Below are 19,522 nucleotides of genomic sequence, written 5' to 3'. Positions count from 1 at the left end.
CCAGGACCACGAGGGGCAAGAGGGGAACGACATGTACCGCACACTCGGCATCGACCTGGGCACCACCAACTCGGTGGTGGCCCACCTGCGCCGGGGCGAGCCGGAGATCATCTTCAACCGGCAGAACCAGGAGGCCACGCCCTCCGTGGTCGGCAGCGGCCGGAAGGGCGAGCTGCTGGTGGGTTCCACCGCGCGCAGCCGCACCGCCATCGACGGCGCCAACGTGATCCGCTCGGTCAAGCGCTTCATGGGCCGCAAGTTCAAGGACCCGCAGGTCCAGGCGGCCCTGAAGGAGGTCGACTACAAGGTCACCGCCGGCACCGACGGCGACGTCAACGTCTGGTTCAACGACCGCTCGTACACCCCGATCGAGATCTCCGCGATCATCCTGCACCGCCTCAAGGAGGACGCCGAGCAGCGTTTCGGCGAGCCCTTCCACCGGGCCGTCATCACCGTCCCCGCCTACTTCGGGGAGCGGCAGGTCGCGGCGACCCAGGAGGCGGGCCGGATGGCCGGCCTGCACGTGCTGCGGATCATCAACGAGCCGACCGCCGCCGCCCTGGCGTACGGGATCACCTCCGAGGCCGGCGACGAGGGCAGGACCGTCCTGGTCTACGACCTCGGCGGCGGCACCTTCGACATCTCCATCCTGCTGCTGGTGCCGGGTTCGGTCTCGGTGCTCGGCATCGAGGGCGACAACCTGCTCGGCGGCGACGACTTCGACCGCGCGATCACCACCGCGCTGCTGGAGGACATCCGCGAGGAGTACGGCTCGGACTACCAGCCCGACCTGCGCGACCGTCCGAAGATCGCCGGCACCGCCGAGACGATCAAGATCGAGCTCTCCAACCAGGAGTCCTCCGAGGTCATCCTGCCCGGTCTGGGCGCCGGACAGCTGGTGCTGGAGACGGAGTTCGAGCGGGCCCGCTTCGAGGAGCTGATCGAGGCCCGGATCGAGCGGACCATCGAGCTGACCCACAAGGCCATCATGCAGGCCAACCTGACCGTCGGGGACATCGACGAGGTGGTGCTGGTCGGCGGCTCGACCGCGATCCCGCTGGTCGCCCGGCGGCTCGGCGAGGTGTTCGGCCCGCGCCGGATCCGGCGCGGCGTCAACCCGATGCAGTGCGTGGCACTCGGTGCGGCCGTGCAGTCCGCGCTGGTCGGCGAGGTGGAGTGCGCCGAGTGCCGGGCCCCCGGCGACCTGTCCGCCTCCAACTGCGCCAACTGCGCCACCACCCTGCTCGGCGGCGCCAGGGTCTCCTGCCCGGCCTGTCACGTCCCGGTCGACGCCGAGGCCGCCGCCTGCCCCAAGTGCGAGCAGCAGCTGGGAGGTTCGGGCGGCAGCGGGGTCTCCGTCCCGCAGCAGGGCCGGACCACCACCGTGCTGCACGGCGACAACTGCCCGCGCTGCGGTACCCCGGCCGCCGCCGGCGTCACCGCCTGCGAACTGTGCGGCGAACCTCTCGGCTCGGGCGCCCCCGGCCAGACCAGGGCCGCCACCACCGCCGCCGAGGACGTCGGCCTGCGCTGCGGCTCCTGCGGCCTGGTCAACCCGCCCGGCTGCGAGGTCTGCCCCGGCTGTGGCGAACTGGCGCAGGTCACCAACCCGTTCGACATCACCCCGAAGAACCTCGGCATCGAGCTCAACGACGGCCGCCTCGCCGTCATCATCCCCAAGAACACCAGCTACCCGACGAGTTCACCGGTCAGCCGGGAGTTCGTGGTGTCCGGCAGCGGCCGGCAGCGGCTGGAGGTCGCGGTCTACGAGGGCGAGCACGAGATCGCCCAGCAGAACGAGCTGATCGGCCACCTCACCCTGCGGCTGCCCGAGGGCCTGGGCGGCCGGACCCCGGTGGAGGTCGCCTTCGGCCTCGACCGCGACCGCACCATCACCCTGTCGGTGCGGATCCAGGGCGGAGCCGAGAAGACCGTCAAGCTGGAGCGGGTGACGCTCGACCCCGAGCTGAAGGTGCAGGTCGAGGAGCAGCAGCGGCAGATCGAGACCTTCACCGACCGCTGGGGCGGCGAGCTGACGGAGGCCGAGATGCGCGAGGCCCAGCGCATGATGGACGCCCTGGACGACCTGGCGGCCGGGCAGACCCGCGGCCGGTCGGTGGACGCGGCGCTGGAGCTGGCGCAGCAGCAGCTGAAGGCCCAGCGCTGGGTGCGCAGCTCCGAGGCCTACCTGAGCCTGTTCATCCACTACTGCGAGAAGCACCTCGACCCGAGCGACCTGGACCGGCTGCGGTCGGTGGCCGCCGAGCTGCGGCTGCGCCGCGAGGCCGCCGACTGGGAGGGCGCGATGCGCGCGGCCCAGAAGGCGGACGAGCTGTGCGACGCGCTCGGCCACACCATGCGGATGCTCACCATGTGCAACGTCTACGTGACCCAGAACATGGTCTCGCCCGCCCTGGGCCAGCTGATCATGGCCGAGCTGCGCGGACTGGACGCGGCCGTGGAGGCGCCCAACATGGCGGAGGTCAACACCCACATGTCGAACCTGCTGGCCCTGTACGCGCAGGCGCAGCGGGAGCTGGGCAGCGAGCCGGCCCAGGAGTCGCTCGGCCCGGTCCGTCCGGAGGAGGCGGGGCCGCGATGAGCGCCGTGGAGGCCCTGAGCGCGCCGGAGGTGTCCTGCCCGCTGTGCAGGGTCCCGGCCGCCCCGGAGAGCCTGCGCTGCCCCTCCTGCCGGGAGGACCTGTCCGTGCTGTTCCGGCTGCGTTACGCCGGACGGATCGACTACAACCGGGCGCTGGACGCCCTGGCGGCCGGGGACGGGGCCCTCGCCCTCGGGCTGCTGCACCGGGCGGTGGCGGTCGAACCGGGGCTGTCCCCGGCCCGGGAGCTGCTGGAATCACTGAGCGTCGCCGCCCCCGGGGCCGCGGCGTCGGTGGGCCGGGAGGGCGACACGCCCTAGAACGGGGCAATCCGGCGTGCGGAGGAGCGGATCCCTTGTGATCGTGAGCGAGTGTGATCGTCACACATCGACTCGCCGTGCTCACAAGGAGTGACGCAATGCGTATGCGTACCACCTTCGCCGCCACCGCCCTCGCCGCGGCCGCGGTCCTCGCCGGTGCCGGGACCGCCGCCGCCGGAAGCGCCACCGCCAACGGTGCCGCCATCGGCTCGCCCGGTGTCCTCTCCGGCAACCTGATCCAGGTCCCGGTCAACCTGGAGGCCAACGTCTGCGGGAACTCGATCGACATCATCGGGCTCCTGAACCCGGCCTTCGGCAACATCTGCGTCAACGAGTGACCCCGCGCGCCGGGGCCGTCCGTCGAACCCGACGGGCGGCCCCGGCGCCGTGTCCGTACCCCCGTTCGGGGGTGGCGGACGGCTGTCGGGGCCGGGACCATGGTCCCCGTCCCGCACCGCCGTCCCCAGGAGCCAGCCCGTGCCGACCACGCCGACCCCGCGCAGCTACGCCTCCGGCACCTCGGACGTCCCGCTGCTCGGCGACACCATCGGGGAGAACCTCGACCGTGCGGTGCGTGCCTTCCCCGACCGCGACGCCCTGGTCGACCGGGCCACCGCCCGCCGCTGGACCTACGCCGAACTCGCCGCCGACGTCGACGCCCTCGCACTCGGCCTGCTGGAGCTCGGGATCGCCAAGGGGGACCGGGTCGGCATCTGGGCGCCCAACTGCGCCGAGTGGACGCTCACCCAGTACGCCACCGCCAAGCTCGGCGCGATCCTGGTCACGGTCAACCCGGCCTACCGCGCCCACGAGCTGGAGTACGTGCTGAACCAGGCCGGCCTGCGCGTGCTGGTCGCCGCCGAGCGCTTCAAGACCTCCGACTACGCCGGGATGATCGAGGAAGTCCGGCCCCGCTGCCCCGAGTTGGAGCGCGTCCTGCTGATCGGCGGCCCCGCCTGGGACGCCGTGACCGCCGCCGGCAGGCGGGCCGGGACCGCCCTGGTCGAGGAATTCGCCGTACGCCAGGGCGAGTTGTCCCCCGACGACCCGATCAACATCCAGTACACCTCGGGGACCACCGGATTCCCCAAGGGCGCGACCCTCTCGCACCACAACATCCTCAACAACGGCTACTTCGTGGGCGAGTTGCTCGACTACACCGAGCAGGACCGGATCTGCGTCCCCGTCCCCTTCTACCACTGCTTCGGCATGGTGATGGGCAACCTGGCGGCCGTCTCGCACGGCGCCTGCACGGTCATCCCGGCCCCCTCCTTCGAACCGGGCGCCACCCTGGCCGCCGTCGCCGCCGAGCGCTGCACCTCGCTGTACGGCGTGCCGACCATGTTCATCGCCGAACTGGCCGACCCGGACTTCGACCGCTACGACCTCGGCAGCCTGCGCACCGGCATCATGGCCGGCTCGCCCTGCCCCAGCGAGGTGATGAAGGAGGTCATCGGGCGGATGGGCATGACCCAGGTCTCCATCTGCTACGGCATGACCGAGACCTCGCCGGTCTCCACCCAGACCCGGGTCGACGACCCGGTCGAGCGGAGGGTCGCCACGGTGGGCCGGGTCGGCCCCCACCTGGAGGTCAAGGTGATCGACCCCGCCACCGGCCGTACCGTCCCGCGCGGTGAACCCGGCGAGCTGTGCACCCGCGGCTACTCCGTGATGCTCGGCTACTGGGGCGAGCCCGAGCGCACCGCCGAGGCCGTCGACACCGCCCGCTGGATGCACACCGGGGACCTCGCGGTGATGGGCGAGGACGGCTACCTCGCCATCACCGGGCGGATCAAGGACATGGTGATCCGCGGCGGCGAGAACCTCTACCCGCGCGAGATCGAGGAGTTCCTCCACGCCCACCCGGACATCCTCGACGTCCAGGTGATCGGCGTGCCCGACGCCAAGTACGGCGAGGAACTGATGGCCTGGATCCGGATGCGGGAGGGCGCCGAGCCGGTCACCGCCGAGGCCCTCCGCGCGTACTGCGCCGGCCGGCTCGCCCACGTCAAGATCCCGCGCTACGTGCACGTGGTCGAGGAGTTCCCGATGACGGTCACCGGGAAGATCCGCAAGGTCGAGATGCGGGAGGAGGCCCAGCGGATCCTGGGGCTCTGAACGGGAGGCTGCCGTCCCTCCGCCCGGGAGGCCGTCCCTCCGCCCGGGTGAGTCCGGGGAGCGCGGCCGCCCGCCCGGCGGGAGAGTGTGATCATGCCCCTCGACGTCACAGTGGAACGCCTGATCCCCCTGCCGCCCGCCACGGTCGCCGCCTACGCGATGGACTGGCGCCACGACACCGAGTGGACCCGGGGCATCCGCACCGCCGCCCTCACCCGGGAGGCCGACGGCGGCGGCTTCGGCGCCGGGGCCGAGGTCACCAGGACGGCGCGCTTCCTGGGCGCGTCCTTCGGGTACGTGCTGCGCGTGGCACGGTACGACCCGCCGACGGTGCTCGACCTGGTCTCCGTCGCCGGGCCGATGCCGATGCGGGTCACCTACACCTTCGAGCCCACCCAGGCCGGCACCTTCGCCCGCATCCGGGTCCGCGGCGGCTTCCGGCTGGCCGGTCCGCTGATGTCCCGCCAGGTGCGCGGCGCGCTCACCGCGGACCTCCGCGCCCTGGAGGACCGGCTCGGCCGTTGACCGCCGTTTCCCCCGCTCCGGTATGGTGCGCGCGACATCCGAGGGCGACCGGGAGTGGTGCGGGTTCATGAGTACGTCGTCGGCACCGCCGTCCCCGCCGGGGGACCTGCGACGGCACCTCGGGGTGTCGGACGCCGTGGTGATCGGGCTGGGCTCGATGATCGGCGCGGGCGTCTTCGCCGCGCTCGCGCCCGCCGCCGGGGCCGCCGGGTCAGGGCTGCTCGCCGGGCTGGCGCTGGCCGGTCTGGTGGCGTACTGCAACGCGACCTCCTCCGCCCGGCTGGCCGCCCGGTACCCCCGGTCCGGCGGCACCTACGTCTACGGCCGGGAGCGGCTCGGCGACTTCTGGGGGTACCTGGCCGGCTGGGGCTTCGTCGTCGGCAAGACCGCCTCCTGCGCGGCCATGGCGCTCACCGTCGGCTCCTACATCTGGCCCGCCCAGGCCCACGCCGTCGCCGTCGCGGCCGTGGTGGCGCTGACCGCCGTCGACTACGTCGGCGTGCAGAAGGCAGCCTGGCTGACCAGGGTGATCGTCGCCGTCGTCCTGGCGGTGCTGGCCGCCGTCGTCACCGCCTGCCTGGCCGGGGGCGAGGCCGACCCCGGCCACTGGGCGGTCGGCGCGGACGCCGGGTTCCACGGCGTGCTCCAGGCCGCCGGCCTGCTCTTCTTCGCCTTCGCCGGGTACGCCCGGATCGCCACCCTCGGCGAGGAAGTGCGCGACCCGCGGCGCACCATCCCCCGGGCGATCCCGCTCGCCCTCGGCATCACCCTCGTCGTCTACGCGGCCGTCGCCCTCGCCGTCCTGGCCGTCCTCGGCCCCGAACGGCTCGCCCACAGCGCCGCGCCGCTGGCCGACGCCGTCCGGGCGGCCGGGTCGCCGGGCCTGGCCCCGGTGGTGCGGGCCGGAGCGGCGGTCGCGGCACTCGGCTCACTGCTCGCGCTGATCCTCGGGGTCTCCCGCACCACCCTGGCGATGGCCCGCGACCGCCACCTGCCCCACGCCCTGGCCGCCGTCCACCCCCGGTTCGGCGTCCCGCACCGCGCCGAACTCGCCGTCGGCGCCGTGGTCGCCCTCGCCGCCGCCCTCGGCGACCTCCGGGGCGCGATCGGCTTCTCCTCCTTCGGCGTCCTCGTCTACTACGCCGTCGCCAACGCCGCCGCCTGGACCCTCACCCCCGCCGAGGGCCGGCCCCCGCGCGCCGTCCCCGTCCTCGGCGCGGCCGGCTGCCTCGCCCTGGCCTTCGCCCTGCCCGCGGCCTCCGTCCTCCAGGGCGCCACCGTCCTCGCCCTCGGCGCCGCCGCCTACGCCGTGCGCAGGGCCCTCACCCGCCGCGCCTGACCCCGGGAACGCCGGCGGCCGGCGCGGGCTGCTGCCCTGCGCCGGCCGTCGACGGGTGGGTGGCGGCTACCGCGCGCCCCACTCCGCGTCCGTGGGGACGATCTCGCGGCCGAGCGGCATCAGCGAGACCGGGATCATCTTGAGGTTCGCCCAGCCGAAGGGGATCCCGATGATCGACAGGAACAGCGGGATGCTGGTGATCAGGTGCCCGAGCGCCAGCCACCAGCCCGCGAACACCAGCCAGATGACGTTGCCCACGCAGGACGCCGCCCCGGCGTCGGGCCGCTCCACCGTGGTGCGCCCGAACGGCCACAGGATGAAGCCAGCGATCCGAAATGAAGCAATGCCAAATGGGATGGTAATCACGAGTAGGCAGCAGATGATTCCGGCGAGCACATAGGCGAGAGCCATCCAAATTCCGCAGAAAAGCAGCCAGATAACATTGAGGGCGAACTTCAGGAAACTCATGATCGGTACCTTCTCACGACGGATGGCGTTGCACTACGATCTGCCATGCCCGTCGGCGAACGCGTCTATTCCCCTTAGGGGGCGATCCTCAGGGATCGGTCGGGATGAGTCGGCGAACAAGAGGTCCAGGTGGAAGGCGGCCTGACGTCCGGGACCGCTGACGAGGGCTTGCTGCCCGGGGAATCCGTGCAGGTTAGGTCGGGAGGAGGGGTAGTTCTCGGCGCGGGCGGCTCTCGGCGCGGGCGGCGATGCACGCCGTAGATGGCGTTCTTGCCCGGTGGGCCGCGGGCGGGGCGCCGCGCGATGGCCCGAAGTGCACTGAAAGTAATGGCAGACGTGGACAGTAGCTACGGTCTGTGACGAAAACAGGGGGCCCAGGGCCGTCGATCCCCTACTTCGCGCCGATATCGGCCGAAACGGTCACGCGAACGACGGCCACCGGTCGGCGGCCCACTCCCGCCAGCCCGCCCAGCCGGGGGGCGGGCTGGCGACTCCGCGACCTGCCAGCTCTGCCACGTCGGGCTCCTCGAAGTGCGCCCGCCCGTCCAGGATGTCGGCCTCGGTCATCGGGAACGTCTGCTCTGGGGTGGTCGCCCAGCGATGGGCGATCCGGGCGCGTTGGATCTCATCGTCCACCGGCAGGTAGACCATGTGGCAGCACGCGCCCTCCGCCTCCACGAGCCAGCGGATCGCGGACCGCTCGTCCCGTGACCAACAGCCGTAGTCCAGCACGACGTTGGTGCCCAGCCTGACCGCCTCCAGGGCGAGCCAGAGCATGCGCCCCTCCAATACGTCGCGCTTGCCGCCCGCCTCCGACTCGCCGAACAGGGGAATCATCCAGTCGTCGGGGGTCAGGCGCAGCGCGCCGTGCTCCTCGGCGAGTTGCCGAGCCTTCGTGGTCTTCCCGGCCCCTGGCAGGCCGACGGTCAGGAACAACGTGGTCACACCGAGATGGTGGCAGGGAGGCCGGGCAGGCGACCACTGCTTTATCCGCGCGATCCTGGTCAGATCGCCCCGCCCACGTCCCGAACAACGGCCCGACGTGACGCGTCACGCGGTCCGCCGGACAGAACCTGGCCGAAGGAACTCTCCCCATACTCGAAACCCCGCTGCACCAGTTGAGGAACGCCTCGCGGAGGCCAAGCGCACCGCCGAGGCAACCGACCCGGCACCGGCGTAGCCACCCGAGGACCCTTAGTGCCTCGAGCACCCCCGGCCGAACCCCGGCCCGGCGGCCCCGGACCACCCCGGGGCCGCCCCAGCACCCGATGGAGCCACCACCCGATGACGCACACCAACCCGTCCCACGACATGCCGATGGCGGTCTTCCCGGGTTACCTCGCCGGCCCCGGTGAGGATCTCGACACGCTCTTCGCTTTAGCACGTCGTGGTGAGCCCCGGCTACCTCGCCGGGCCTGGCCACCCGGACACCGCCAACGCGGCGTTCGAGGCCTTCCTCACCGAGCACCAGGGCTGGTCCCGGTACTCCTGCGACGACGGCGACACCAGCGTCGCCGTCAGCGACTGCCTCACCGGCCGGATCCGGCTCGACCGCGAGCCGGGGGACCGCAACTCCCGCTGGATGGTGGCCGGATACGAGTCCGCAGTGGGCGAGCGCGCCTGGCACGCGGCCTTCGACCTGGAGACCCCGCACGAGATCGCCCTCGCCTTCGCCGCCGCCTTCTCCCACGCCCTGTCCTACAGCAGCTTCGCCGCGAAGGACGAAGCGCTCTGGGGCAGGGACAGCACCTGCGCGACCCTGGTGACCCAGATGCGCGAGTCCGACTGGCTGGACGTCAGCACCCCTCGGAAATGCGATTCCGCTCGCCCGACGCCACCACCGGGCTGATCCGCTGGATGCCGAGAGGAGAGATCTCCTGGAGTTTTGCCTTCGTGGTAGCGGGACGATGCCGGATGACGCGGTCGCTCAAGTGATCGCTCTCGCGGACCGGAGCCCGGGTCACCGGCTGACGGTCGCCGGAGATTGCTTGCATGATCCGTCGATGGACCGCTTCGACGTCCTGCTGGCCGAACTCGGGGAAACCGCGCGGGCCTTGGTCGGCGAGATCCCAGAGCCGCGAAGGGACAGTTCGGTGTGCGGGGCCGTCGGCTCCGTGGCAACGACTCGGTGAGTGTGGGCGGCCTGCCCGGGACGTGAGATGCCGCAGCGATCCGCAGAGCGGGTGCGTTCCACAGGGGATCACGGGTGGTGGCGCGGGGGCGCACCACGGAGGACCTGCGCCCATGTCCCGCTAATCAGGGCGAGCACGACCACGATTTCCGCTGCGTCGGGGCTCCCGGCAAAGCGCACCACCGGTGCCCCGCGCCGCGTCCCATCATGCATGCCCACCGATGAAGCCCTTGCACGGGCACCACTTCGGAGCGGGTCAATGGCCCGGCCTCGCGCTCGGGTTCCCGCCGAGCGTCGTGGCAGGGATACGCGAATGCCGAGAGGGAAGTTCTCCGCGCGATTTCGATTCCGCTGCCAGGATGGCATCGGATGCCGGCGGGACGGCCAGATTCCGCCCGTCAGGGCGATGTGACTGAACGGGAGTTCAGCGCTTGAAATGCCGGTCGACGTCACGGACGGGAATCATCTGGGAAATGCGATCGCTCCCTCGGTATTCGATCAAGTGCCCAGGATCGAGAAGGGCTCCAGGTCTGGGTGGCACACGCGTCCCGCGTGGGGCGTCGAGCACGCTCGGAAGGGGCGGAGGTGCACCGCCCCGCACGAACCCGTGCGGGGCGGTCCGGGAGGCGGGACTATCAGGTCCTTCTGATACTCCCCGGGAGGCATCAGTCCTGCGACGGTCGCCGCGAAGAAGTCCCCTGCGAGAAACCCCTCGCCGCGTCCGCCGTCGGCCGTCCTGTGGCGGGCAGCCGTGTCGTCGGTACCCGGCAGGCCACGGGACGGTCACGAGGTGGCCGTGAGGGTCGGCGCAGCTGCCACGCCGGCCGCTCTCCCGCGAGGTCGGAATGCCGGCTCCGCACGTCCGGGACGGAGCCGGCAGACGGTGGTGCCGTGTCAGGCGCCGGCTTGCAGAGCCGGGAGGTAGGCGCCGGCCTGGCCGGCGGCGGTGGGGTGGAAGGACTGTCCGATCGGCCAGTTGAGTGCGTGCATCCAGGCAGTGGAGTCGCACAGTTGGTGGCCCGTGAAGCGGTCCGCGACATCCTCGAAGACGAAGCCCGGGTACTTGGCGGCTTCGGTCCGGATGACGCTGTTCAGCACGTCGGCACCCTTGTTGAGCGCGGCCCGCTTGGTGGCACTCATCCCGGGGCAGAACGAGGCGGCGAGATCGTAGAACCGCGGGTAGCCGAGGATGACGACGCGGGCGTTCGCGGCCCGCGAACGGATGGCGCTGTAGACGGTGTCGAGTTTGGCGGGCAGCTGGGTGTTCGCGGTGGTCCCGGCGGACGAGATGGCGTCCAGGCAGGCGGAGTCGCTGCCGAGCAGGCAGGAGCCGAACACACCGGCCAGGCCGACGTCGTTGCCGCCGATGGTCATGCTGACCAGGGTGGTACTGGTACTGAGCGGGGTGAGCTGGTCGTCGAGGACGTCGGTGGTGGTGGCGCCGCCGCAAGCCTGGAAGCTGAACGCGGTCGGCGAGGTGGCCTGGGCGTAGAGGTACGGGTAGGCGTTGGTGCTCTGGTTGCAGCCGTTGAGGTAGATGGTGGCTGACCCGCCGCCCGCGGAGTACGAGTCGCCGAGAGCGACGTAGTCGGTGGCGGTGGCGGTGGCGGTGGCGTGCGCGGTGTCGGTGGCGAGTGCGGTTGTCGTGAGGGCGAGGAGTGCGGTCGAGAGAACGGCGGTCCTGGCTCGGCGCATGCTGGGCTTCCTTCGCTTCGGTGGCGTCCTGCGGGGCGGACGGTCGGCGGCCTGCCGACGGCGGCGCCGGGATCGTGGTCGGTCAGGTCAGGGCTGCTTCGCGCCGACGGTCGAGTTGCCGCTGTACCCGCTCCACGTCCTTCGCGTAGGGCAGGTGGAGGAGCGTCAGGAAAGCGGCGTTGGCGAGCATCAGGAAGACGAGGACCGTCAGGAACACCGGGCGCAGCCCGAGGTGCTGGCCGAGGAAGCCGGCTCCCAGGCTGAAGATGGCCCAGGCGACGGCCTCGAAGATGGACAGGTAGATCGTGAAGGCGGTGGCCCGTAGTTCCGGTGGGGTGACGGCCATGACCATCGGCCGGTTGACCCCGGGGTTGACGCCCTGGGCCATGCCCATGAGCCCGAAGAGCAGGGCGTAGACGCCGAGGCCGCCGTAGTGGACCTGGGTGCCGAGGAAGGCGAACGCGGCGAAGGCGATCTGGGCGGCCTGGAGGACGGCGGGCAGTCCGTGGCCCGGGCTGCGGCGGCCCGCCCAGTCGGCGAGGAAGCCGCCCAGCAGGGTGCCGAGCAGGTAGCCGATGCCGAGCGGCATCAGCACGACGGAGGCCCGCTGGGTGGTGAAGCCGAACACATCCACCAGGTAGACGACGGCGAACGAGCCGAGGAGGAGGTGGCCCGAGAGCAGCCGGGAGACGAGCAGGATCACGAAGCTGGGGATGCGCAGCAGCGCTCGGACCCCGGCGAGGCCGACCGTGGTCGGTGTCTCGCGAGCAGTCCGGTCGAGGTCGGCGAGCTGGTGTTCGGAAGCACCGTGACCGGGGTCGCGGAAGCCCGCCAGCAGTACCAGGCCGAAGAGGATGTTGACGAGACCGACGCCCCACAAGCCCCAGCGCCAGCCATCCGGAATCCCGGCCAGCTGGCCGATCAGCGGACCGAGCACCGAACTCGCCAGGGCGAGCGCCCCGTAGAGGATTCCCACGGCGCGGCCGCGCGACTGGGCGGCGAACAGGTCACCGATGATCTCGGAGACGAGAGGCGGGGCGGAGGCGTAGCCGGCGGCCAGGACGGTGAGGAACACCAGCAGCTGGGTGAAGTCCTGGGAGAACCCGGCGGCCACTCCCCAGACCCCCCACAGGCCGGTGGTCAGGACCAGGACCGCCTTGCGGGACCAGCGCCGGGCCGCCCACACCCACAGCGGTGCGGCGGCCACGCCGATGAGCTTGCCCGCCGCGCCCAGGATGCCGAGGGCGCCCAGGGACAGGCCCAGTGACTGTCTGATCACCGGGAACAGTCCGGTGACCAGACCGGCCTCGGTGCCGTCGACCAGCATGGCGCCGCCGAGGATGGACAGCTGTCTCCAGCGGCCGCGGACCGGGGGCGGTTCGGCTTGCTGGGCGCCACGAGGGGTGTCGTCGATAAGGTTGGGCATGCGCCATCCCGTTCTGTGCATCGTTCTTCGCGAGGACTGTGCGGGGCTGGGGTGAGTGCTCACCGGTGACGGGGTGGCAGCCCCGTCACCGGTTTCTGTCGTACCGCGTCGGTCAGAGCGTTGAGAGTTCGTGCGCGACGACGTGCAGCGCGGAGATGTCCAGCAGTGCGCCGGCGAGCGCGGCGACATCGATCAGCGGTGTGGGGCCGAGGAACTGCAGGAACTCCGAGTCGACGATGCCGGGCAGGTGGGTGCGCAGCACCTCGACGGCGACGGGGTCCGCGAGCAGGGTCATCAGCGGGGTCCGCAGGGAGAGCCGGCTGTCGGGGAAGTCCTGCGGCAGGGGCAGCGGCTGCGCGGCCGTGTGGGCCTGCTGATGCTGGGCACGGGCCAGGAGGTGGTGCTCGGTGACCGGGCCTTCGGCCGGCAGGCCGAGCCGCTCGAATTGGCTCGGCGGGGCTTCGTTCGCCCGCATCAGGTCCACCAGGTGGGTGGCCATGCGCAGTTCGGCCTCCTCGTCGAGGATCGGGGTGCGCTGCTGAGGGTCGGCGTCCAGGTCGAAGAGCAGCGTCCCGTGCTGGTAGGGGTTGATGAAGGTGCGCCCGTTGATGCGCAGTGTGCGCACGCCCTTGGTGAAGGTGAACGGTTCGGCGAGTTCCAGGTCCGCCAGCTCGGCCGGGGTGAACCGGCCCCGCATGTGTGTGGGCATCAGGGTGTGCTCCTGGAGCGGGGCGTTGGTGGGCGTGGCGGGGGCGCGCATGTAGACGTGGCGGCCGTCTGTGACGTTGACGTGCCCGCCGTGCATGCCGAACAGGGCCGCCGCACGCACGGGGGTGTCGTCGGCGACGGGCAGCGGCCTGCCCTGCATGTCGGCCGGGAGGTCGATGCCGAAGTACTCCAGCAGTGTCGGCGCGAGGTCGGTCGTCTGCACCAGCGCCGCCCGCCGCTCGCCGGCCGTACCCGCCCGGGGGTCCCAGACGAACAGCGGCAGGTGGACCAGCTCGTTGTACCAGGGCTGGACGACCTTGCCCCACCAGCCCTTCTCGCCCAGCAAGAGGCCGTGGTCGGTGTTGACGATCAACAGCGTGTCGTCCCAGAGGTTCTGTTCGTCCATCAGGTCAAGGACTCGCCCGAGGGAGTGGTCGCACATCGACAGCAGCGCCGCATACTCCATCCGGGCGTGCTCGACCTGGCCGGAGGTCTCGGCCACGCGCTTGTAGTCGGGCCAGTCGAAGTGCGGGCCGTCGTAGTCGTGCGGGTAGAGGTCCTTGTAACGCTGGTGGCTGAAGAACGGCTCGTGCGGGTCGAAGGTCTCGATCTGGACGAACCAGTTGTCCGAGTCCTGGTTCGTCCGTACGAACTCCAAGCCGGCGTCGAAGGTCAGCGTCTGCGGGTGCACGTCCTCCGTCGCCAGGTAGCGCCGGTTCACCCAGTCCTGCCGGTAGGCATCGCCGCGCAGCCGCTTCAGGTCCTCGGGGATCTCGGGGTCGGCTACGTGGCCCTTCCAGGGGTCGCCCTCCTGGCCGCGGAAGAACTCCCAGGTGTTGTAGCGGCCGTGGTAGGTGGCGCCGCCGTCCTCCCAGTAGTGCGGGTGGTCGCTGACCAGGTGGGTGTACACGCCGTTCTGCTTGAGCAGTTCGGGCATGGAGTCGTCGAACGGCTCCAGCGGGCCCCAGCTGCGGTGCAGGAAGTTGTACCGGCCGGTGTGGATCTCGCGACGGGCCGGCATGCAGGGCATCGAGCCCGCGTAGGCGTTGTCGAACGTCACCGACCGCTCGGCCAGGCGGGCGAAGTTGGGGGCATGGGTCCAGTCGCCTCCGTACGGCGGCAGCATGTGCCGGTTGAGGCTGTCGAACATCACCATGATGGCCTTCATCGGGCGTTCTCCTCTCCAGCCGGCGTGGCCTGCGGCCCCGGCTGCCAGCGTTCAAGGCGCCGGAGCATGCGCTCCAGCCAGACGATCCATGAGTCCACCGCCCGCGCCCCGTACTGGTGCAGCTCCTCGGCGACCTCGCGCACCAACTCCTGGTCCAGCTCCGGCAGCGGGTCCTCGAAACGCATGGTGCGGTCCCGAGGCCGGCTACGCGCGATCTGCTCGCGCCGGTAGTCCAGTTCGGTACGGAGCAACCGGATGGCCGCCGCCCGGTCCAGACCGGCGGCGAAGACGAACCGTGCGTAGAAGTCGGCGTCCTGGAACCGGCTGGGCGGCTCGTACGGCGAGTGCACCCACTCCAGGAGCGCCTCGCGGCCCACCGGCGTCAGCCGGTACACCTTCGCGTCGGGCCGGCCCTCCCGAGGGTCGACCTCGTACACCACCCAGCCGTCCCGGACCATCCGCCCCAACAGGCGGTAGATCTGGCTGTGATGGGCCCGCGACCGAAGGAACTGGCCCTCCGTCTCAACCCACTTGCGCAGGTCGTACCCGCTGAGCGGGCGGCCGGCGAGCAAAGCCAGCAGGACATACTCGAACTGCACCCCGGCCCCCTATGTGCGGACTCACTTATGTGCAGAGTTTCCTTCTGGCGCCCGGGAGCGTCAACGCATCCGGCGGTGACTTATCAGGGCGTTCACCGCAGTTCACACAGGCACATCCGGGTTGGTTCCCCACGCACGAGTGGACCTTGACCGGCCGGCCGCCGGCGAACCGGGTGCTGCCGGCGTACGGAACGGGGGTGTCGCCATACCGTGGATGAGCACCGCGGGCTCCGCGGACCCATCCCTTCGCCGGTTCGCGGTCAGGACACCGCTTCGGAGGCCACTACACCGGCTGGCCGGTCGCCGACCGCTCCATCACCATCGGCGACTACCGGATCGCCCACGTCGCCACGGCCGGCGCCCAGCTCAAGACGCTCCTGGCCACCGAATGCCTTCCCTTCCGAAGTGCGACAGCCCGGCTTCGCCGAGCAGATCCACACCACCGCCCGTCCACGTGGTCCTGGGCGTCGCTACCGACGGTTACCGCGACATCCTGGGCCTGTGGACCAGCGGCGGCAGCGAGGGCGCCAAGTACTGGCAGTCCGTCCTCACCGAGATCAGGAACCGCGGGGTCAAGGACTGCCTCATCCTCATCTGCGACGGCCTGACCGGCCTGACCGGCCTGCCCGACGCCGTCGCGCAGGTCTGGCCCCGGACCGTCGTCCAGACCTGCATCGTCCACCTGTCCGCCGCAACTCGCGACCAGGGCGACGGCTTCGGGACCGCCGCCGACTGGTCGCTGCCGGCCACGCTGTCTACGTGGGTCGCTGCCCCTCGGTGCTCGGGGCCCGGTCCAGCGGTGAGGGGCTGGGGACTGCTCGCTCAGTCGCGGCGGAGTTCGGAGTTGATGCGCAGGGCTTCTTCGAGTTGGTCTTCGAGGATGATGATGCGGCAGGCGGCGTCGAGGGGGGTTCCCTGGTCGACGATTTCGCGGGCGCGGGCGGCGATGCGCAGTTGGTAGCGGGAGTAGCGGCGGTGGCCGCCGGCTGAGCGCTGGGGGGTGATGAGTTTGGCCTCGTCGAGGCTGCGGAGGAAGCTCGGTGTGGTGCCCAGGATTTCCGCGGCTCGGCCCATGGTGTAGGCGGGGTAGTCGTCGTCGTCGAATTTGGTCTCTGCGCTCATGTGGTCCGCCGTGTTGGGTCCGGGGTGAGGGTGGCCTGTTCCACCAGCACCTTCTTTCTCGGGAAACGGGTCGAGGGCCCCGGCGCTGTTGTGCGCCGGGGCCCAGGGATATGTGGATTCACTGCACCATCTACTGCACTACTGCTGCCGGCTGTTTCGCCGGCCTGTGGTGTCCGCGCTGCCCGGGGGATGGGCAGGATGCGGGGATCGCGTATGCGTGACCGAGGACCACCTCTTCCATGACGTTCCATGACGATGGGTACTGCGGTGACCGCCCGGCGGGAGTGCATGCCGTGGCGGGCGATCCGACGGGGTGAACCCTTCCCTTCTCCTCTGATGTGCATCGTGCGTACTGCGGCACTGCGAACTGCTGGGGTGCTGCCGGTACTGCGTCTAACGCGTGTGCGACCGCCACCGCCCCGGGCCCCACGCGTAACCGGGCCCGTAACGCCTGACAGGTCACCCGTCTTCCGTCGGGAATCCTTCTGCCTTGACCGGATCCCGCGTACTGACGGCCTGCACGCCTCCTGCGTTACTGCTGGTACTGCCAACTGCGCTACCAACCGGGCAGTTCGTGTCTGCCCGTCCTGCTGTCCTCTTCTTCCAACACCAGGAACACTACATGCCTTGCTGAGGAATATCTACTCTCGCCACTACAGGTTTCCCCGTTCGGCAGTCGACGGTTATTTCGGAGGCGGCGGCCTGTCGGTGCCGGCGGGCCCGCCGGCACCGGACTATCACGATCTAGGTGTACGACACCCGGTTGGACTAGGTGTTGATCTTGCTGTCGGGCGTGGGCCGGTTGGCCTACGCCCGTCCGGCTGACAGGCGCCCGTCGAAGGTGATGTCGAAGGCGTTGAGGGCGGCCATCCAGCGGTTGCTCCAGCGAACAGCATGGTCTCCATGGCTTGGCGGAGGTCCTCCTCGCGGGGCGCAGAGCGTCACCCGGCAGCCGCGGCGCGCGAGTTCTCCGGCGATGAGCAGGCCGAGTCCGCGGGAGGCGCCGGTGACCAGTGCGGTCCGGGCGATCGTGCGGGACGCGGGTTTGCCGGGCCTGGGCCGGTCCCTGTCGGGGCGGTTGCGGGCGGGGTGTGCCATGGTGGTGGCCTCCATGGTGCGGGCGGCGCGGGTCAGGGGCGGAAGAGGATCTTCGCCAAGGCCCGCACCGGCGTCTCCTGGCCGAAACTTCGTGAGGAGTACGGCTCGATGAGCCGCCTCGAAGTACTTTAACGAGTGGGTGGAGCAAGGCATCTGGGTCGAGCTGGACCTTGCGCTCGCCCAGGTCGAACGGGTGCCGATACCTAGCCCCGACCTGCTTCCGCCTATGCGAATCGAAGGCACCGATTGTCCGTCAGATTTTTTCCAAGTCATGAAAGATGACCACCGCATGTGCCGCCCCGGATCCCACGCCCAGCGACGCGCACGCCACCGTCCCGCCGGCACCAGGTCACATCCGGCTCGCCCGGTCAGGTGAAGGGCAGGAGCATGACCGGCGGCGTGGTGGGGTGCGCGGAGCCGCCCGCCGGTTCGACGGTGACGCCGATGCCCCGTGCCCCGTCCAGCGGCCCGGTCAGCAGGAGGACGCCGTCGCCCGTGGGCAGCAGCCCGGCCGGGCGCATCGTCCCCGAGTCGTCGAACCACAGCTGGTACGTGCCGCCCTCGGCCGGGGCGGGCATGCCGGAGGCCAGGAAGCCGGCCTGGCCGCGGCTGTTCGACCACACCGCCGTGCCCACGCCGCTCCCGCCGGCGGCACGACCGGTGGCGGTCCGGGCGTCGGGCGCGGTGAGCAGGGCGGCGAAGCGGTCCTGCTGGTGCTGGAGAGCGGCGGCTCGGGCGCGGGCCTGCCCGGCTTGCTGGTGCTGTCGCACGGCCACGGCACCGGTGCCCACGGCGAGTGCCAGGCAGGCGGCGAGGGCGAGCTTCGGCCAGCCCCCGGCGAGGCGGCCGCGCCGGCGTCCCGGAGCGGGAACGACGCGCGGGGCCTCCTGGCGCAGCGTCGGCAGCGCGGCCAGGACACGGGTCTTGAGGGCCGGCGGGGGGAGGACGGCCTGGGCGGCGCCGAGCCGGGCGAGGGTGGCGGCGAACTCGGCGACTTCCTGGGAGCAGGCCGGGCAGTGGGTCAGGTGGAGTTCGAAGTCGGCGCTCTCGTCGGGGTCGAGGGCGTGGGCGGCGTAGGCGCCGGTCAGGGTGTGCGGGTCGGCGGTGCTCATGCGGCTACCCCCAGGCAGTCGCGCAGGCGGATCAGTCCGTCGCGCATGCGGGTCTTGACGGTGCCCAGCGGGGCGCCGAGGACTTCGGCGACCTGGGGGTAGGTGTAGCCGCGGTAGTACGCCAGCGTCAACGCCTCGCGCTGGAGGTCGGTGAGCGTCCTCATGCAGCGCCGCACCTGGTCGCGTTCGAGTCTGGCTTCGACCTGCTCGGCGACCTCGTCGAACTCGGGGGTGCGGGAGGCGGCCGCGGCGCGCTGGTCGCGGTCGGCGGCGGCCTGCGCCGAGCGGACCCGGTCCACCGCGCGCCGGTGGGCGATGGTGAGCACCCACGGCATCACCTCGCCGCGCTCGGCGCGGTAGCGGGCGGCGGTGCGCCAGACCTCCAGCAGCACCTCCTGGGCGACCTCCTCGGACTGCGCCGGGTCCCGCAGCACCCGGCGTGCCAGGCCCAGTACCGGGGCGGCCACGCAGTCGTACAGCCGGGAGAAGGCGTCCTGGTCGCCGCGGGCGACCCTGGCGAGGAGCTCCTTGAGGTCCGGGCCCGGTCGTCCGGGACCGGACAGGTGGACGACGGTGCTCATCCGACCACTCCTCGGGGACGACGGGCGGGCGGCGAGCCCCACGGACGGATGGCGGGCATCACGGGCCTCCCCACGACGCGGCCGGGGAAAGAAGGCACCGGCCGGTGAACAGGACTACTCATGTGGTCCTTCGGGACCGGCATGCCACCGGATTGGCCCGGGCTGTCACCAGTTTCGCCGCCGCCGCCGTCGCACGCGGCGGCAGGCGGAGCCCTCCGCGTCGCCGTCTCCCGGCCCGCGGCCGGTGCCGGGCCGCCGTGCCCGCCCCGGCCCCCGGCTCCCGGCCCGACCGGCGCGGACCGCGCGTACGGGCGGCAGCGGGCTCCGGCCGGCAGTCGCCCCGTCGCCCGGGGGCAGCGGGCGGTGACTTCGAGTCAATTCGATGCGCCGCCACCACTCGGGCAGGTGAATCACCGGGTTTCCCGGCCCTCCGGGCAAGCCGGCCAGCGGGCAGCGCCGAAGGGATGACGTACGAGCCCGTGAACCGGCGGGCTCCGGCCTGAGACGGGAGCA

At 71.4% G+C, this 19,522-nt stretch carries 17 protein-coding genes and 1 pseudogene; 8 read left to right on the top strand and 10 right to left on the bottom strand.

Annotation, left to right across the window (positions count from 1 at the left end; genetic code table 11):
• The first annotated feature begins 31 nt into the window (after window positions 1-31).
• From ACZ7C5_RS07435 to ACZ7C5_RS07410, 6 genes are all read left to right on the top strand, one after another.
• Complete coding sequence (locus tag ACZ7C5_RS07435) at window positions 32-2,602, top strand: Hsp70 family protein (protein WP_470322206.1); 2,571 nt, start codon at window positions 32-34, stop codon at window positions 2,600-2,602.
• On the top strand, window positions 2,599-2,919 hold the full coding sequence (locus ACZ7C5_RS07430) for a hypothetical protein (protein ID WP_470322205.1): 321 nt from the start codon (window positions 2,599-2,601) through the stop codon (window positions 2,917-2,919). Before ACZ7C5_RS07435 ends, ACZ7C5_RS07430 begins: the two co-directional genes overlap by 4 nt.
• A 98-nt stretch (window positions 2,920-3,017) precedes the next feature.
• Complete coding sequence (locus tag ACZ7C5_RS07425) at window positions 3,018-3,257, top strand: chaplin (protein WP_470322204.1); 240 nt, start codon at window positions 3,018-3,020, stop codon at window positions 3,255-3,257.
• 139 nt (window positions 3,258-3,396) lie between these two features.
• Window positions 3,397-5,037, top strand: a complete 1,641-nt coding sequence (locus tag ACZ7C5_RS07420; protein ID WP_470322203.1) for an AMP-binding protein — start codon at window positions 3,397-3,399, stop codon at window positions 5,035-5,037.
• A gap of 93 nt (window positions 5,038-5,130) precedes the next feature.
• Window positions 5,131-5,562, top strand: coding sequence for an SRPBCC family protein (locus ACZ7C5_RS07415; protein ID WP_188298218.1), 432 nt, complete (start codon window positions 5,131-5,133; stop codon window positions 5,560-5,562).
• Between the two features lie 67 nt (window positions 5,563-5,629).
• Window positions 5,630-6,901: an APC family permease gene (locus tag ACZ7C5_RS07410; protein WP_470322202.1), complete on the top strand. Its 1,272-nt coding sequence runs from the start codon at window positions 5,630-5,632 to the stop codon at window positions 6,899-6,901.
• A 66-nt stretch (window positions 6,902-6,967) separates the two neighbouring features.
• On the opposite strand, the gene ACZ7C5_RS07405 is transcribed toward ACZ7C5_RS07410, so the two are convergent.
• Complete coding sequence (locus ACZ7C5_RS07405) at window positions 6,968-7,369, bottom strand: YccF domain-containing protein (protein WP_401092405.1); 402 nt, start codon at window positions 7,367-7,369, stop codon at window positions 6,968-6,970.
• 420 nt (window positions 7,370-7,789) lie between these two features.
• Window positions 7,790-8,314: a P-loop nucleotide/nucleoside kinase family protein gene (locus ACZ7C5_RS07400; RefSeq protein WP_401092406.1), complete on the bottom strand. Its 525-nt coding sequence runs from the start codon at window positions 8,312-8,314 to the stop codon at window positions 7,790-7,792.
• A gap of 445 nt (window positions 8,315-8,759) precedes the next feature.
• Here ACZ7C5_RS07400 and ACZ7C5_RS07395 point away from each other — a divergent pair, with 445 nt between their 5' ends.
• Window positions 8,760-9,218, top strand: a complete 459-nt coding sequence (locus tag ACZ7C5_RS07395; protein WP_401092407.1) for an SPDY domain-containing protein — start codon at window positions 8,760-8,762, stop codon at window positions 9,216-9,218.
• Window positions 9,219-10,394: 1,176 nt separating this feature from the next.
• Here ACZ7C5_RS07395 and ACZ7C5_RS07390 read toward each other — a convergent pair.
• The 4 genes from ACZ7C5_RS07390 to ACZ7C5_RS07375 all read right to left on the bottom strand — a co-directional run bounded on the left by ACZ7C5_RS07390 (window position 10,395) and on the right by ACZ7C5_RS07375 (window position 15,096).
• Entirely contained in the window at window positions 10,395-11,195 is an 801-nt protein-coding gene (locus ACZ7C5_RS07390) for an SGNH/GDSL hydrolase family protein (protein WP_470322201.1), read from the bottom strand.
• A gap of 82 nt (window positions 11,196-11,277) precedes the next feature.
• Complete coding sequence (locus tag ACZ7C5_RS07385; RefSeq protein WP_401092409.1) at window positions 11,278-12,621, bottom strand: MFS transporter; 1,344 nt, start codon at window positions 12,619-12,621, stop codon at window positions 11,278-11,280.
• A gap of 112 nt (window positions 12,622-12,733) precedes the next feature.
• Complete coding sequence (locus tag ACZ7C5_RS07380) at window positions 12,734-14,497, bottom strand: sulfatase (protein WP_401092410.1); 1,764 nt, start codon at window positions 14,495-14,497, stop codon at window positions 12,734-12,736.
• On the bottom strand, window positions 14,494-15,096 hold the full coding sequence (locus ACZ7C5_RS07375; protein ID WP_401092411.1) for a PadR family transcriptional regulator: 603 nt from the start codon (window positions 15,094-15,096) through the stop codon (window positions 14,494-14,496). The genes ACZ7C5_RS07380 and ACZ7C5_RS07375 overlap by 4 nt, the downstream gene beginning before the upstream one ends.
• 451 nt (window positions 15,097-15,547) lie before the next feature.
• Between ACZ7C5_RS07375 and ACZ7C5_RS07370 the strand changes: the two are divergent.
• Window positions 15,548-15,781, top strand: a pseudogene (locus ACZ7C5_RS07370) (transposase); the annotation flags it as partial.
• A 137-nt stretch (window positions 15,782-15,918) separates the two neighbouring features.
• Here the strand turns inward: ACZ7C5_RS07370 and ACZ7C5_RS07365 are convergent.
• The 4 genes from ACZ7C5_RS07365 to sigK all read right to left on the bottom strand — a co-directional run bounded on the left by ACZ7C5_RS07365 (window position 15,919) and on the right by sigK (window position 19,009).
• Window positions 15,919-16,218, bottom strand: coding sequence for a MerR family transcriptional regulator (locus tag ACZ7C5_RS07365; RefSeq protein WP_401092412.1), 300 nt, complete (start codon window positions 16,216-16,218; stop codon window positions 15,919-15,921).
• Window positions 16,219-17,025: 807 nt separating this feature from the next.
• A complete protein-coding gene (locus tag ACZ7C5_RS07360) occupies window positions 17,026-17,316 on the bottom strand; it encodes an SDR family NAD(P)-dependent oxidoreductase (protein ID WP_470322325.1) in 291 nt (96 codons plus the stop codon).
• A 368-nt stretch (window positions 17,317-17,684) separates the two neighbouring features.
• A complete protein-coding gene (locus ACZ7C5_RS07355; protein ID WP_470322200.1) occupies window positions 17,685-18,428 on the bottom strand; it encodes an anti-sigma factor in 744 nt (247 codons plus the stop codon).
• The gene (sigK, locus tag ACZ7C5_RS07350) at window positions 18,425-19,009 is read right to left on the bottom strand and encodes an ECF RNA polymerase sigma factor SigK (protein ID WP_470322199.1); all 585 of its coding nucleotides are present in this window, start codon (window positions 19,007-19,009) and stop codon (window positions 18,425-18,427) included. The genes ACZ7C5_RS07355 and sigK overlap by 4 nt, the downstream gene beginning before the upstream one ends.
• Between the last annotated feature and the right edge of the window lie 513 nt (window positions 19,010-19,522).

The sequence above is a fragment of the Kitasatospora sp. NPDC036993 genome (assembly GCF_055607525.1).
Note: the sequence above shows the minus strand (reverse complement) of the source record. Positions and strands in the feature narration are given on the sequence as shown.